Origin of the sequence: Bacillus sp. BR3(2024), assembly GCF_039134555.1 — a bacterium.
GTDB classification, from domain to species: domain Bacteria; phylum Bacillota; class Bacilli; order Bacillales; family Bacillaceae_G; genus Bacillus_A; species Bacillus_A cereus.
Genome location: NZ_CP152438.1, coordinates 33,870 through 51,271, shown reverse-complemented (window position 1 = coordinate 51,271; position 17,402 = coordinate 33,870). Strand labels below are relative to the sequence as shown.

The following is a 17,402-nucleotide window of genomic DNA, read 5'->3' as shown; positions in this document are numbered from 1 at the left end:
TCACTCCTGACAATAATCAATTAAAAGTTAAAATCCCCAAAATCTACTGATACCTTAACTGGTTGCAGTTCTTGAATTTCTTGTTTAAATGAAATATCTTTTAATAAAATTTCAGGATGATCTACAATTTGTTCAAAAATCTCAACATAACGCTCACATAACTTTTGAACCGTCTCCCTAGTATATAAAGAGGTTGCATATTCCATAGTCAGTTCAATTGTATCTTCCAATTCAACCACTCTTAGCAATAAATCCATTTGCGCGCGCTTAAAGTCGTGATCATATGTCTTTAGTTCTAAACCATCGATAAACATATGATCTGCATCCATATTTTGCATAACAAATGAAACATCGAAAAGTGGGTTCCTATTATACGTTCCTTGAAGTCCTAATTGATTAACCAGGTCCTCATATTGACATTTTTGATGTTCAAAAGCTTGTAAGACTTGTTCTTTTACTTCAAATAGGAACTGAGTAAACCTTTGTTCAGCTCTTGGATAGTTCCTTATCCCTAACATGTTTACAAATACTCCTATAATATCTTGTAAATCCGCATGTGGGCGACCAGTAATTGGTGAACCAATAACAACATCCTCTTGGCCAGTATATTTACCTAGCAAAATATTATATACAGAGAGCATTAGCGTATATAATGTAGTTTCTTCTTTTGCTAATAGACGCTTAATTTTCTGGGTAACATTGGAATCAATAGTAAAGAATATTTTACTACCTTTCAGATCTATTATTTCAGGTCTTGTATAATCTGTAGGCATATTCAAGACAGGTACACCATCTTTAAACTGCTCTAACCAATACTGTTCATGTTTGAGAGCAATTTCTTTTTCTTTTTCACTCTGCTGCCATTCTGAGTAATCCTTATACTGTATTTTTAAGCTTGGTAATTTCTCTCCAGAGTAAAGCGCAAATAGATCTCTAACGAAAATATCATAGGAAACTCCATCGGTTACTATATGATGTAAATCAATAATTAAAATATGTTTTTGTTCTTCCAATCTAATTAACCCTACACGGAAATATGGAGCATTATTAAAATTAAATGGGCGAATAAACTCATTAATTATTTGTTCCACTTCAGATTCAAAGCCCTCAATTTGAGTAATATGGAAATCAGCATGATCATGAATAATTTGTACCGGTTTATCATTTTTCATTTCAATAGTAGTTCTAAATATCTCATGACGCTTAATTAATTGAGTGAACGCCTTTTCTAAACGTTCAATGTTTAATTTTCCATTCAAAAGAATAACGGAAGTATCATTATAAGCTGTACTTTCTGGATACAATCGGTGTAATACATAAAATCTCTTCTGAGCTGAAGAAAGCTGATAATGAGATTTAGGTTCAGCTGGAACAATTACATCAAATTCACTCTTATCTGCCCTTGAAATATAATTTGCTAGTTTCTCAATATTTGATAGAGTAAAGAGTTCTTTAATAGGAACTTCAACATTAAACTCTTTATGAATTTTTGAAACAATAGTAATAGCCTTAAGTGAATCTCCACCTAGTTCCAGAAGATCATCATGAACACCAACTTCTGAAACTTTAAATATATTTCTCCAAATTTTTGAAAGCTTTTCTTCTACCTCATTACGAGGTGCTACATATTCAGTCAAGAGTTGTGGTCTAGAATGGTATAACGTAGAATCTAATTCTTCTTCCTTCTCATCATTGAAAGAATTTAATAACACCCATTGATCAATACGCGCTTGCAGTTCCCCTGGAGAATGAATCAGTACTTCCCCTTGTTTCCATGACAGTGCTATATTAAAGGCCTGAACTCCTTCTTCAGGTGTCATAGATAATTCATGTACACTTGCACCTATCTGCATATCTTTTTCTTCATCTTCCCAGTATTTCCAATCACTCCAATTCACACTTATCCAAGGCATGTTGGAATAACGATTTATATATTGTGCAAAAACATCCATGTATATATTTGAAGCAGCATATGATACATAACCTAATCCACCTAAGACCGCTGAAATTGAAGACATTAGAACACAAAAATCTAAATCTTTATTTCGTAAGCACTCTTCTAAATTGATAAGACCATAAATTTTTGCAGAAAATTGTTCCTCACAGTCCTCTTTTTCAAGTTCTTGAATCAAATTAAAAGTCTTTCCACCAAGAATACCTGCACCATGAATTACACCATTAATCTTTCCAAATTTTTGTTCTGCCTTATGAATTGCTTCGTATAGTTGTGATTGATCTGTAACATCAGCAGCAAGTACAGAAACTTTAGATCCCGTTTCTTCTATCTCTAAAACTTTACGAATTCTGTCCGAATACATCGTATTTTCCTTCAAATGCATATCCCACTCATCACGATTTGGCAAACCAGTACGTGTAAGAAGAACTAAGTTGGCTTGTACAGTTTGAGCTAAATGTTTCGCAAGAATTGTACCAATACCTCCGAGTCCTCCTGTAATAAGGTAAACACCATTTTTTCGTAAAGGCAATTTCTCTTTAGCTGGCTGTTCTAGTTGTATAGGCTCATAAGTTTGAACAAATCTTTTATTTCCTCGATAAGCAATCATTTTATCATTCGTATTTGAAAGACATTCTTCTACTAATTGATTTATTAGCCTACTCTTCAATTCTTTGTTTAGAGGTAAAACAACATCAACACTTGAACAAGAAAGATAAGAATACTCTTGCGGAACAACTAATGACGTTCCAAGTACAGTTGATTTTTCTGGAATTAATTCTTCATCACCAAACACTTGTTGAACACCATTTGTAATGATTCGAATTGAGATTGAATCAGAGATATTCTTGTCTCCTAGTGCCTGAGTTAAGTAAAAAATTGAATAGAATCCTAAGTTTTGTTTACAATTTACATATTCAATTGAGGCTTGTCTTTCCTCATCCGTAATTCCCCACATATGAACTATTCTTGTAGGTAAACCACATATTTCTTGTACTTCATCCAATAACTTAACGTAATCTGTACGTTCTTCAGGATTTATAATGAAGCGATCGTTATTCTCCTTATTAAAACCAAAGCCAGGTTCTACTATAACTACTCTCTGCCCTTTATTTAATAAGTCCTTAACTAGTTCATTACCTAATCCTTCTTGATCTACAAAAACAATCCATGTCTCATTCACATCATGATTTGGTTCAAACAATGTAGAACTTTTCCATTGTGGCGTATAGAACCATTCAGAAATGTTGTTATTCTTACTAATTTTAGATTGCTTACTATTAAGCTTTTGACCTAAATCATACGGATTACCTTGTAATTTATAAGATATTTTATTGAAAGAATACATTGGTAATGGGATACGTCTTCTCTTCTCATCTTTATAAAATTGTTCCCAATCTATAGAAATACCTGTTACCCACATTCGAGTGATGTGACTAAATAAGAAATACATATCTGATACATCTTGTTGAACGGATCGAACCGTATTAAATATTCTTTCATTACCATTTTCATAATCTAAAAGGCGACTAGTAAGCCTACTAAGATCATTTCCAGGACCAATCTCGATGAATAGACTTGTATTGTCCCTATTCAACTCTTGAATTCCATCAGAGAATCGAACAGTTCCACGCATGTGTTTTACCCAATAAACTGGGTTTGTTGCTTCTTCAGGTCGTATCCAAGTACCAGTCAAGTTTGACAAATAAGGTATTTTAGGTTTTCTGAGTGTTAATGTACTAACATAGGAAGCATACTCGTCCAGAATTGAATCCAGTTCGTGTGAATGTGCTGCTCCTTCTATTGTTACTCGCATACACATTAAACGCTTTTTCTTTAATTCATTTTCAAAATCTACAATTGCTTCTTCTGTCCCAGAAACTATACAAGCTGGACCATTAACTACCGCTAAAGAAATGGTATGTTGATATTCTTTTTCAAAAGAATTAATCAAATGAATTAATTCCTCTTCTGGAAGTGGAACGCTAAGCATTACTCCTGCAGGAAGACTACTCATTAGCTGACCTCTTTTTACAACCAATTTAAGCGCATCTTCCAAAGTAAATACTTCTGCTAAACAAGCAGCCACATATTCACCAAATGAATATCCAATCATTGCTTCAGGTTTAATTCCCCAACCCATTAATAGTTTCGCAACTGAGTATTCAAACGCGAAAAGAATTGGTTGACTAAATTCCATTCTTTTCAATTTTTCCGTCGCCTCATCAATACTGAAAGTAGTTGGGTATAACACTTCTTTCATGTTTACATTCGTAACAAATTGTAGGATTGCAAAGCATTCATCCATAGCTTCACGGAAAATTGCCTCTTGTTCGTATAATTCTAACCCCATGTTTACATATTGCGATCCGTTCCCAGAAAACAAGAAGTTAATTTTAGGATGTTCCTCTTTTACATTTGCATATTGTACTCTTCTTCCTTCTGGCTGGTTTAATTGTTCAATTCCCTCTTGGGTACTGGAACAAACTACAGCTCTCCTATGCTTGAATTCCTTACGTCCAATTTGCAATGTATAACTAGCGTCTGCCAAATTCACATGAGGATTCTGTTCAAGGTGATTCCCTAAATTCAAAGTCATACGATCCAAAGCATCTTTCGATTTTGCCGAAATCATTAACATCTGGTATGGTCTACTATTTGATGTTGCTTCAAGCTTTGGTGCCTCCTCCAAAATAATATGTGCATTTGTACCACCAATACCAAATGAACTAACACCTGCACGTAATGGTTTATTATCCTTTTTCCACTCATTTAATTGTTGATTTACATAAAAAGGTGTCTTTTCAAATCCAATTTGCGTGTTTGGTTTTGTAAAATTCACACTTGGCGGAAGAACCTGATCTTTCATCGCAAAGACCGTTTTAATTAGACCAGCAACACCGGATGCTGCATTTAGATGGCCTACATTTGCTTTAACAGATCCAATTGGTACAGATTGTTTTTCATTAGAGTTAAACACTTCACTAAGCGCCTTGATCTCAATGGTATCTCCTAGTTTAGTAGCAGTTCCGTGTGTTTCAATATAGGAAATGGACTTAGGTTCTACATTTGCTTCATGTTGCGCCATTTTAATAACTTCTACTTGGCCCTCTACACTAGGTGCAGTGTAACCAATTTTCCGATTCCCATCATTATTAATCGCCGTTCCTTTTATTACTGCATGTATAGTATCTCCATCATTTATAGCTTCCTGTAAAGGCTTCAGGACAACAATCCCAACTCCGTCTCCAAAAAGCATTCCATTTGCATTTTCATCAAAAGGACGACAATGACCATCTGAAGAAAACAGCATTCCTTCTTGGTAGGTATAACCTGCTTTTTCAGGTTGAGTTAATGTAATTCCCCCAGCTATAGCAATATCACAATGCCCCTGTAATAATGCTTGGCATGCATTATGAATAGCCACCAATGATGTTGAACATCCCGTAAAGAGATTCATACTTGGTCCTTTAAGGTTAAATTTGTAAGAAATTTGAGTACTAAGCGAGTCTTTGTCGTTAAGTAATGAAATTAAAAATTGCCCAGCTGGTTCATTTGCCTCTGAAAGAGTAGATAACACTTGCCAATATAAGTTAGGAGATGCCCCACTATATACACCAATTAGGCCCGGGTATGTCTCGATATTATATCCAGCATGTTCAAGGGCAGACCACGCACATTCATGAAATACTCGTAGTTGCGGATCCATTAACGATGCATCTTGAGGTGTATAATCAAAGAATGGAGCATCAAAATTATCAGTTCCCTCTAAATACCCTTTCGCTTTAACATAATTAGGGCTTTTTACTTCCATAGGATTTACACCAGATTCAATTAACTCTTCATCTGTAAAAAATTGAATAGACTCTGTACCAGACTTTATATTATTCCAGAATTCATTTACATTCTGTGCTCCAGGAAAACGTCCATCTATTCCTATAATTGCAATATCGTTATCTTCTTTCGTTTTTCGATTAAATCGTTTTGTATGTTTAACTTGATTCTTTTGTTTATCTCCACTTAAGTATTTCGCTAAAGAACGAATACTTGGATACTCAAACATAACTCCAATTGAAATATGTTTTTCTAATCTATTAATTAATCTCTCATGAATTTGAATTATATGAAGTGAAGTTGCACCAAGATCAAAGAAATTTTCATTTACATTTACAGTATCAACACTGTAAAAATCTTTCCAAATCCCTATAATTATTTCCTCTACTTCATCTTGATTTCTGAACTTATCTCCCGTTTTCGTTTGAGTTTCCAATTCAGAAATTCGTTTGCGAGAATTCAAATTGATCCATTGATCAAAACGTTTATTTAAATCTCCTGAAGAAATAATTACCTGATTTAAACCACTTAAACCAAGCACACATTGGAATGTTTTTTGTCCTTCCTCAGATGTCATTTCAAGTGCTTCTATACTTTGAGCATTGAATATTTTATTAACCTGTTCAGTTCCCGTGTACTGCCAATCTCCCCAGTTAATACTAGTCCATCGATTATTAGATGTACTACTCACTTTGTCTGAAAAACTATCTAAGTAAAGGTTTGCTGCTGAATAGGCTACAAATCCTAATCCACCCAAAATAGGTGAAAGTGATGAAACAAGATAACAAAAATCAAGATCATAATTACCAAATAACTTATCAAGAACTAGCACACCATGTACTTTAGGAAGAAATTGCTCTTCACATTCAATCCTACTTATCTTTTCCATTGGACACTGAGCTGATTTAACACGTAAGACACCTGCTGCATGAATTACCCCATTTATGTGTCCAAAATTATCCTCAACCTGATGAATCACGTTTCTCATCTGCTCTTCATCAGCTACATCTGCAACAGCTGTCATTACTTTTGCTCCCAATGACTCCAACTTCTGAATATGGTTAATACGTTGACATAATTGTTCATTTTCAATCTGTGATTGAAGAATTTGATCCCATTCTTCACGATCAGGAAGAGCTGTTCTACTAACTAATATTAGTTTAGCCTTTACTGTACGCGCCAAATATTCTGCTAATTTAAGGCCTACTCCTCCCATTCCACCAGTAATTAAATAAACCCCTTCCGATCGAATATTCTGTATTTTTGAAGCTGATTCATTTTCATTTATTACTAGCATTTCACTTACTTTTTCATCAGGTATAGGCTCATAAATTCGAATGTAACGAGTATTATTTCGAATTGCTATTACAGTGTCAATAATGTCCGTTTGAATCTCAGAATATAAGTTTGATATTAATGCTTCTTCATTATCAGACAACATAAAATCTACACTACGGCATCTAATATTTGGATACTCTTGCGGAAATACTTTTATAGGAGCCAAAAGAGTAGATTTTTCTGCAATAATAGACTCGTTTCCTACTACCTTTTGCATATTATTCGTCATAACATTTATATTGATAGGATAAAGTAAATTAAATTTACTAATTGTCTTTGCAAGTGATATTAATGAATAGAATCCAGTATCTAAGGTCTCGATACCTAAATCCTTATTATCGACATTCCATAGATGAACAATCTCCTCTGGTAAACATTCTTGTTTTTGTAGCTCATTAAATAACTGATAATAATCTTCTTGTTCAGTAGGGCATATTGTAAATTCATTTAAACTAATCTTTTTATATGAAGGACCCACACCGACTGTTATAACACGATGTCCATCTCTTTCAAGTTTTTCTTTAAGAGCTAAGCCTATATGCTCATTGTCTAAAAATAACAACCAACTTTTAGTAGATCCTTTAGTTACATCTACAATTTCTTTTTCCATCCACCCTGGAGTATAGAACCACTCAGCTATATTAGAACGTTTCTTTATCGATGTTTCTTCACTATTAGTTATATTTTGCTGTTCAGCTGGATCTATCCAATATCGTTTTTTCTCAAAAGGATAAGTTGGTAAGGCAATACGTAATCTATATTCCTCTTCATATAGTTTACTCCAATTAATTTCTACCCCTAGCTCCCATGCTTGTCCCAATACCTCTAACAAGTCGTTCCGTAAAATAATCTGATTATTATTAATTTCAGAATTTAATAACTCTCCAATATGTACAATCACAAAATTAGGATCTACATCCTTAACTTGTGTTAGAAGTTCTACTTTTTCTCCATGCGACCATTCTGTCTGTAACTCTATATAGTTCTCAACTAATGGATTCAGGACATCTTCTGGCTTAAGAGATTTATTATAAATATCTGAAACCATTCCAGCTAAGCCTGTACCAATAATGTTAGAAGGACGTACATCACATTCAATTAATACATCAATAATCGATTGCAAGCAGACGAAGAAGGTTAAATCTTCAACCAAGCTATCATCTGTTCCTTTAAAGAATGCTTCTTTCAATGCTTTTCCAGTATACATTTGGGCATCAGTCATATTACGCTCAAATACTTTTAAGAATAATGGTTCCTTTTGGTATAGTTCTTTTACATTCTCAATAATTGATGAGTATTCGCTAGGTAACACAAATACCAAATCTGGATTTTCTTGCGTTTTTACGTGAAAATCTTTAACTGTTTTTAAATTGTCTATGGCGCTATCTATATCCTTACATAAGACCGCTCTTCTATACGGAAATGATCGACGGCCAGTTTGCAATGTGTATGCTACATCTGCTAATTCAACATCTTTATTAGATTCCAGATATTCAACCATATTTACTGTAGCATTATTTAAAGCTTCTTTTGATCTAGCAGAAAGAACCATTAACTTTTTCTCTCTAGTAGAAGCAGAACTTTTAACTTTAGGCGCTTCTTCTAATACAATATGAACGTTAGTTCCACCATATCCGAAAGCACTCACACCTGCTCGAAGAAGATCATTATCTTCACTTTGCCAATTCACCAAATCAGTATTAATATAAAATGGGCTATCTATAAAATCAATTTTCGAGTTAGGGCGCTTCACATTTAAAGTTGGCGGGAGTTGTTTATGTTTCATAGATAAAACTGTCTTTATTAGTCCCGTCACACCTGCAGCTGTATCTAAATGACCTACATTACTCTTAACAGAACCAATTGCACAAAAAGATTTCTTGTCCACATCTTGAAACGCTCTCTTTAGAGCCTCTACTTCGATAGAATCCCCTAATGGCGTTGCCGTCCCATGCGTTTCTATATAACTAATTGTAGAAGGATCAACTTCAGCAAAACTATGTGCTGCTTGAATTACTTCAGCCTGTCCCTCAACACTCGGAGCAGTATAGCCTACTTTTCGAACACCATCATTATTTGCTGCTGATCCCTTAATTACACCATAGATTGTATCCCCATCAGCAATTGCATCTTCTAATCTCTTTAGTATTACCATACCTACACCATCACTAAAAACTGCACCCTGAGCTTCTGCATCAAAAGTACGTACTTTGCCATCAGGTGAACTTGTCATTCCTTCATGATATTTATAACCATTCTTTTTAGGATACGTTATAGATACTCCACCTGCAGCTGCAATAGAGCATTCTCCAGTTAACAATGATCTACATGCAAGATGAATGCTCAAAAGAGAGGTAGAGCAAGCTGTATACAATGTAAAACTCGGTCCCTTAAGTCCCAACTTATAGGATGTAAGCGTTGAAATTGCATCTTTATAGGAAAGAGTACCCGCCTCTGAAAACTCAACCACACTATCACTGTTTAATAATGGCGTGTGCTTCATCCAATTAAAATTAGTAGATGCTCCTACGTATAACCCTATTAATCCTTCATAATTAAATGGATTATAGCCTGCCATCTCTAATGCTTCCCATGTTGTTTCCTGTAACATACGGATTTGAGGATCCATTATTTTCGCTTCTCTAGGTGTATAAGCAAAAAAGGATTCATCAAAATATTCTACTTCCTCCAAATACCCTTTTGCTTTCACAAAATTAGGATGTTGTAAAACATCTAAATTAACACCTTCTTTAATTAACTCATCTTCAGTAAATGTAGAAATTGAATCAACACCATTTTTTAGGTTATCCCAGAATTGGTTTATTTCATTTGCACCTGGAAATTTACCTGCCATTCCAATAATCGCTATTTCCAAACCAGTTTTACTATCATCTTGATGCTTCATTTTCACTTTCCTCCTATTTTGTTTAATTCGTATTTTCTATGCTTTACATACTCTTAGCTACAATATTTAGTGCTAATACTCCTATTTCATAAACTTAAGCAAAAGAAAAAACACATGAAATTACCCATAAAGTAGCTAAAGTAATTTACATACCTGACAGAAAACAAAAAATTTCAATTACGATTTCTATTCCTGGATTTCAATGATATTTTAAGCACACATTTTTATTCTAAAAGCCTAATACTTTGGTAATAATTCTGTTAATATTACACTTTATGTAGTTAGTAACATATTCACAAGAAGTTTTCTTTAAGAAATTAATTTGTAGAGTAATAATTTTGTAGGGGTTTTATGTTATGAAATTAAGCATACTTTTTCCAATATCATATAGAAAAAAACAAAAAAGTGACATACAGTGAATATTGAGAAATAAAATTCATTTATTCCATATCTAACCAAAATAGAACGAATTTTCAATTTTAAATTAGATTTTCTTGCATTTATAATTGCATTCTCTATAAATCATCTATGGTGAGCTTTTAATCATTAAACATAAATGAAGTTATATACGAAATTTTTTAGTTTAGATGAGGATCTATAAGTGAATTCATTCAAACGTTTTAAGAAAATATTGAGGATGAACATGAACATTGCTAGTGGAGCGCTTACTACCGAAGGCAAACTTATTTCTAGGATCGCTGACTTACAATTTTGCTTTGTACGACTCCTAAGACAGATCAAATAATTTCATATTCTACAGTACTGTTTATCTTTCCGTTCATGTTGTTGATTTTCCGTTATGTTTTGATATGCACATACAATATTTTCATCTTATATCCATTACTATTGTCCTGCAGACACTTTATATTATCTTCAAACCCACTATTTCACTAAACTGTAAAATTAAAACCACTAAATTTCCGAATAAACTGAAAACTCATGAGAAATTGACAAGAAATCTCAATAAGATCTTTTCAATATATCTTAACTTCAATCTCATGGAATCAGGACTCAAAAATGATGCTATACAGGGGAATATTCTACTAAATAGAATTACTAAATGAGATAACTAGAGAGAACTCAGATGTTAAAGAGAATGCTTTGGATTTTGTTGAAGAAATAGCACAAAATGCAGAACAAGGACAGCTGTAAAACCCTCTCTTCTCAGACAAGCAAAAGCGGCTTTAACTGATATTAACTTAATGGTTGCTCATGACTCCCAAGTCGTAGCTAAAATTGGCCAATTCATTAATATAATGATTGGATTTATTTTATAATTTTCGTTATTTAAATTCTTTTTTATTGCTAAGAATTTAAATAACGTTTCTAGTACAAACATATATAATTTTAAAAGCATCCATGGTTGGTGCTTTTTGCTTTGCTATGAAATAAGTATCCAATTTAAAATATCACTTTTGGGAAAATTCAACTACAACAGTAAAACTAATTTTACATTTTTTATAATTTGTAAAACCCGTCATTAAAGAACCAAATAAAATTCCAGTGATATTAGGTATGTTTGCTTAACATTACTAGGTTCTATGAGTTTAACATTTTGTATGTTTTGTAAAACCTATTTTTCTTTCTAATCTTTAAATACACATCAAAAGGTATATCTTTTGATATATCATGGAATAAAAGTGATGTGGTGCTAACCCATATAAAAAGCACCCGCTATGTGTCCTTTAACCTACATACTCTTCAATTTTATTAAAGATACCATTTATAGCAAGTACTACGCATGCAGATGCTACAATTGCAGAAATGAGTTTAACAAAAAACAAGTTTACAGTCATATAAACACCCCCTGCTTTAATAATTAGCAGGAAACATTACGTAAATCTTAAAAACTCATTATATTAATGTTATTTTTTATTTATCTTTGTTACAAGGATAAAAACACACATTATAGAGCGTTTTTTTGCAAGTGGAAGAAATGGACAGGGATTAGTGTGAGTACCTTACAACGAAAAAAGAAGAAACGATTAGCAGAGAAAGAAAAAAGAAATAATGTGTTAAGGAGATTATCTTTTCTTTTTTGTACAACTTATCATTAAATCTCTCAGAATTCCCAAGAGGGAAAATTGTATTTTAAGAAGGATTGTGGCTTAAAAATAAAGTTGAACTGTATTTAAAAAGGGCATCAAATTATCCAAGAGAGTCTAATGGTATGTATTAAAAATTAGGAGTCACATTACCAAAAGTGAAAAATTGTACTTTTGGTGACGTGACTCCTATTATTAATTTGATACTCTTAATGAAGCTTAATTGGGGGTCCTGCGTCAACGGTTAAAAAGGGCATGTCCATGGTCATTCCTGCAAAAAACTCTTTTTTTCCTCTAAATTCATTAAATTGCCAACTATAAATCCAAACTAGGTAACGACGACTTGGCTCCATATTTATATATATCGGCGCAATAGGAATCGATCCCAATCCAAATGCTGGAGAAGAAGCATTTGCAATTTTCCCCTTACCTGTATCACCTATTAGTATTTGATTCAAGTTTCCACTAAAGTTCCAAAGTGTTGCCTCTTGTTCATGGATTAGTTTTTCACCGTTACCCAAAAATACATTCACCCCCACCCCTCCTGTAGTAAATACAAATTCCTGGTCTGAACTTGATGCAAACCAGCTCCATTCGTAAAATCCCTGTGGTGTAATTGCTGCTAATAAAGAATCAGGTGAAGTAATGTAAAAACCTAAAGCAGCTACAGACCACCCCTGGGTAGAAAACGTAAGCATTTTACCAGTATACTTACTGCCAAACGTCATTCCGTTGCCAATTGAATGAGTTTTATCATATGGGGGACCAATTATTCTACTTCCTGAATTTACAGTGATATTTAAATCATATATTGGTGGATTTAGTAAAACATTTAGTTTATTTAAACGTAAATTTTGCAAGTTAAAATCCTCATAAATAGTAGCATCATCGAAGCTATTGGAATGTTGTTTGAAAGAGTTAGAATCTGTATTTGGAATTGATAGGTCTTTTAACTGATGCTCGAAATTAGCCTTTAAATGTTTATCAAAGAGTAAACTATGCGAATTCTGTTCCTCATGACTAGGTAACGTTCGATCTAATATAAAAACACTTCTTTCCTTTTTTAACTTCTCATATATTAAATTTTCAACTTTTCTTTCTTGTTCAGACATTGAGTATCCCTCCTAGATTTTTTTATGTATATCCAATTGTTTTATCTCTTATATCCTCAGTGTGCAATTTTAAGACGATTATTTTTTATTTTGTATACAATCCCCGCCATTAAATCGCTCAAAATACATAATAGAGAAAAAGCGGTTTTGAATAGATTTTATGGTTGGTAATTAATACTTGTAGAGAACTAAAAAATAAGAAATGTATTTTGCGTTTTATACCTTCTTTCATATTCTCAAAAATGCTCTTCGCATCCAAAAATCATTTTCATGTATATCCTTCTTTAATTTTTTTAGACCTTTAACAATCTGAAGGATTGTACTGAACTTTGGTCTGTATTTTATATCATTACAAAACTTAGAGATAAGTAGCTGTACTTAGCTTTGACGCTCTTTTTACTTGAAGTCGTACAATTCCATTCCAATCAATCCAACCCGTACACTTTCATTGCCTCATTCACATCTTCCCCTATGTCTTCCTCTTTTAAACTTAGGGGTAGCATCAGGATTTTGTGGATTTACAACGTTAAGGTAAAAATCCTTGTATCAATAGGGTTTACTCTATTGGGCCTAAATCACTTTTGCATCAAATAAGGTTTGCAAATGTCTCATATGAATTTTCTCAAAATACTTATCATTTTTAACACTATAACCAGCTTAGTAACCAAGGGACTTCGTCACTTGATTCACATTCCTTAATTGTTATAGCAATTCCTTTTAATATACACTGACAACATGCAGATTGTTTCGGAAAAGGATTTTCGTTTTGAATTCTGTATACTGCTCTATTTTGTTTAAATAAGGAAGGATTATTTGGCTTTTTATCAGGTTACGCTAATATTGTCTGCTACAAGAAGTAGACCTTAATATATAAAGAAAGGGGGGATATTCATGAAAGAACAAAAAGTCAAAGGTTCCCCTATTCAACGAGAAGAAGCAAAGAAAACTAAGCCAGAACAATCGGAAGAACTGAGTTGTGAAACTTTGGAATTCAATGGAGAAGTGTATATTTGTTGTTGTGATGGAAATGGCCATTGCGAATGTGGCGGACTCGCGTAATTTGAATAGAGAAAGGGCCGATAGACGGTTCTTTTTGTTGGTAAGAGTATGTTAACGTTCAATCCTTTTCATCATTTTCCATTTTTCACGTTCAGCACGTATAAATTCATGTGCTTGTTCCATATTTGAAGCCCGGCAAAAATCTATTCCTTTTTGGGCCACCCATAAAGGAATAGATTTTTTAGTCGTGCAATGTTATAAAGCCTCAAACATGTATAACCCCGTACTTATTTTAAGTTGCAGTTAAAATAAAGTCATTTAAATCTAAGAGTTATTCCATACCAAGAATTTTATAAGTTGTTCCAATATCATTTACGTCAAGTTCTATCTATGGATGTGAAATAGGAACTTTCGTTTGTTTTTTGATGTTTACTTTTCTTAAGTTGATGATTATGCCTTTTTATTGGCACTGCTTAATCTTTAATAATTAAAGCTATCTTATTTATAAACAGAAAATTTTAGAATTTAAAACATTAAATCGTAAGCGCAGGAATTGGCACTTGTGTTGTATAGAAATTACTTTGCAAACCACATTCGTTTACACTCTGTACGCCGATAGTAATCGTACGGTTGACATACTGTGGAATTGGTAATGCGATAACATCATAGAGTATCTTTCCTTCTTGTACTTTTTGTGCTCCATAAAGTCCTGTTGCACCCTATTTTGGTAGGTCTTTTGGTGAAACTTGACCATCAGCCCACCAAACTGTATATAGGCCTGAGTTTACAGGTCTCATAAATTTTATTTTTAGCATCGTACGACGGAAAAAATCAATACCTAGGATTTCTACTTCGAACGGTGGAGGGACAGGTAGATTCTCAGGATGATACAAAGCGCGTACTATATTACTTCCAGGACCCAGTCGTCCAAAATAAGACAGCCGCGCAAGATACGAGTGAACCACAACATACTCAGTCGATGGGAGTGGGGCATTGAAGACAAATTCAGTAGGTAAATTATCTACAGGGAAATCCATTACTTTACTCCATAGAGATGAATGTTTTATGTCTTGAACGAGGCGACCAGCTCCCTTACCAAACAATGATATATTGGCTTGCTATATTAGCTAGATGTGGATTTGAAATAAAGTTACGATTTTTATAAAAAAATTGCGATGTTACTGAAATCTTTTCTTTTCAAAATTGATTCATCTGAGCCTTCTCAGTGTCTTTTATAATATTATAATTTTCTTGTAAGGCTGCACTTTCACCAAGTTCTTCTAAACATGCTTGCATTAAGTCCCTCCAACCCATATTTTCAAATTTAAATAGGATTAACGCTGCATGTTGGTTGTATCAGAATGAAAATTTAGAAATTACAATCAGGAATGTTAAAAATGTATGGTTCTTAGTAAAGTGGAGAAGATAATTTCGAATAAAAATATAAGGAGGAAACACAACCCTATGTCTAATCGTAGTGAAGACTTCATTTCTCAACAGGTGATGGTTACCCCGGCTATTCAACTCCACGGGCCGTATAACTGGGTACAACGTCCAGGGGAATCTGGATTTTTAACAGGCCAAAAGCATGTCTGGTCTGTCGGCCCGTTTGTTGCAAGTACAACTTGGACCGCTATGGTCATGGCCCATCCTTGGCAACAATACTCTGTTCAAGGCTTAGAAGTACAAAATCTCCAAACTGGATACTCAATAAACGCAGGGCCCAGTCTAACCTTCGTTGTTTTCAACTTTTCCAATGGCATTTCAGGCTACAGGTATTACATTAGCCTAATCGGACAACAGACATTAAAATCGGAGGAGGATGTGTCCAGCCCTCCAGTAGGAGTCCAGAGAAGGGTATTTGCTATCCATGATGTGACGGGATATATTAAAGAGGTTGTCACCGGTCCTGTGTCCTCACCAATGCCGGTCTTGCAGACCGAGCCAGGCTGGTCCATAACAGAAATCAATATCCCCACAGACATAGACGAGACTGAAATAGATAGTTTTGAAGGCTTAATCAAACTGATGGAGAGTTACCGTGTCCAGGTCGTAGATAATAAGGTTAACTTGCTACCTATAACATAGTGTAGAAGGAATATTTTTGTGAATGAAATTTCACTGTATTACCATGATTTAAATTTACAAATACATCACTTACAAGTGCACTTATAAGTACGCTTGTAAGTGATTATGTACAAAGTGGTACCTTTCGGGATAGTTGTAGTTGATCTTTTGTCTTGATTTATAGTGTAAAAAATCCTAAGTAGGAGGTAAAAACAGTGAATTAGAAGTTTTTATAGAGAAGAAGCTAGAGAAGCGAGATCAGTTATTGCTTGAAAACATTAGAGCTATACAGGAACAAAAACGGAAAGGTTTTTTCGTTTTGTTTAAAAACTAATTAATTGATTATGTGAATAAAAAGTCCCTTCGTAAATCTGAAGGGACTTTTTCTAGTTTTTCACATGAATTGACGCTGATAAGTGAGTTTATCTATTTTTTTAAAGGTATAGAAAATATTATTGAGTTGATATAGTCCATTTTGTTCCTTCATATTGCTGATCTGATAACATGATAGCGCCAGTATTTCCGTCTATATCAAGGAATTTGTTATTACTAGAATTTTTTAGAGTTACAATATTACCTTGTCTATTCATTTTCCAATATATACTGTTGCTTATACAACGTGACAAAGAAACAATATCAGTATTTGGGTTTATACTTAAAAAATGATTGAAGAAATTTTGAGTTCTACCACGATTTTGAAGGGTTACAAAATTATCAGATTCATCCATTTTCCAATTGACTCCACTTCCTGGGCGTCGTGATAAAATAACTTTACCATTGCTGCCATCTATATCAAGATAAAATCCACCGTAGGCGTTATTTCGAAGTTGTATTATAGGATCAATTCTTTGATTGTTATAAAGATTATTTGAAGAATGGTTTAGATATGGATTGTATATGTCATACGGATAATGTTTTATATTATAAAGATTATACAATTATATCATCCTTTCTTTTAAAAATAGTCATTTGTCTTTTGATTTATAGTTATGATATGTACCTGGTTTTGAATTGTGTAGATAAGTACCTATATAAAAAGCTTTAAATTTAGAGTAATGATGATTATTATTTTTTTATTTTGTATGTGTACACAAAAAATAAAATTGTTATTTAAGAAGAAGGTCTGAATTGGGATTTTACACCATAGA

General features: G+C 33.5%; 5 protein-coding genes and 2 pseudogenes. 3 read left to right on the top strand and 4 right to left on the bottom strand.

Features of this window, described 5'->3' with window-relative positions:
* Positions 1-20: 20 nt before the first annotated feature.
* The 3 genes and pseudogenes from V7S45_RS27835 to V7S45_RS27825 form a co-directional block, all read right to left on the bottom strand.
* Positions 21-10,031, bottom strand: a complete 10,011-nt coding sequence (locus tag V7S45_RS27835; RefSeq protein WP_342762097.1) for an SDR family NAD(P)-dependent oxidoreductase — start codon at positions 10,029-10,031, stop codon at positions 21-23.
* A 2,254-nt stretch (positions 10,032-12,285) separates the two neighbouring features.
* The gene (locus tag V7S45_RS27830; RefSeq protein ID WP_342762096.1) at positions 12,286-13,188 is read right to left on the bottom strand and encodes a hypothetical protein; all 903 of its coding nucleotides are present in this window, start codon (positions 13,186-13,188) and stop codon (positions 12,286-12,288) included.
* Positions 13,189-13,416: 228 nt separating this feature from the next.
* Positions 13,417-13,618: pseudogene (locus V7S45_RS27825) on the bottom strand (transcriptional regulator).
* Positions 13,619-14,079: 461 nt separating this feature from the next.
* Between V7S45_RS27825 and V7S45_RS27820 the strand changes: the two are divergent.
* The 3 genes and pseudogenes from V7S45_RS27820 to V7S45_RS27810 all read left to right on the top strand — a co-directional run.
* Complete coding sequence (locus tag V7S45_RS27820) at positions 14,080-14,247, top strand: hypothetical protein (protein ID WP_176505390.1); 168 nt, start codon at positions 14,080-14,082, stop codon at positions 14,245-14,247.
* Positions 14,248-15,651: 1,404 nt separating this feature from the next.
* Positions 15,652-16,275, top strand: coding sequence for a hypothetical protein (locus tag V7S45_RS27815; protein ID WP_097850572.1), 624 nt, complete (start codon positions 15,652-15,654; stop codon positions 16,273-16,275).
* 166 nt (positions 16,276-16,441) lie between these two features.
* Positions 16,442-16,588, top strand: a pseudogene (locus V7S45_RS27810) (mercury resistance protein); the annotation flags it as partial.
* Between the two features lie 118 nt (positions 16,589-16,706).
* Here V7S45_RS27810 and V7S45_RS27805 read toward each other — a convergent pair.
* Positions 16,707-17,192 carry a hypothetical protein gene (locus V7S45_RS27805; RefSeq protein ID WP_342762095.1) on the bottom strand — a complete coding sequence of 162 codons (486 nt, stop codon included), beginning with the start codon at positions 17,190-17,192 and terminating at the stop codon, positions 16,707-16,709.
* Between the last annotated feature and the right edge of the window lie 210 nt (positions 17,193-17,402).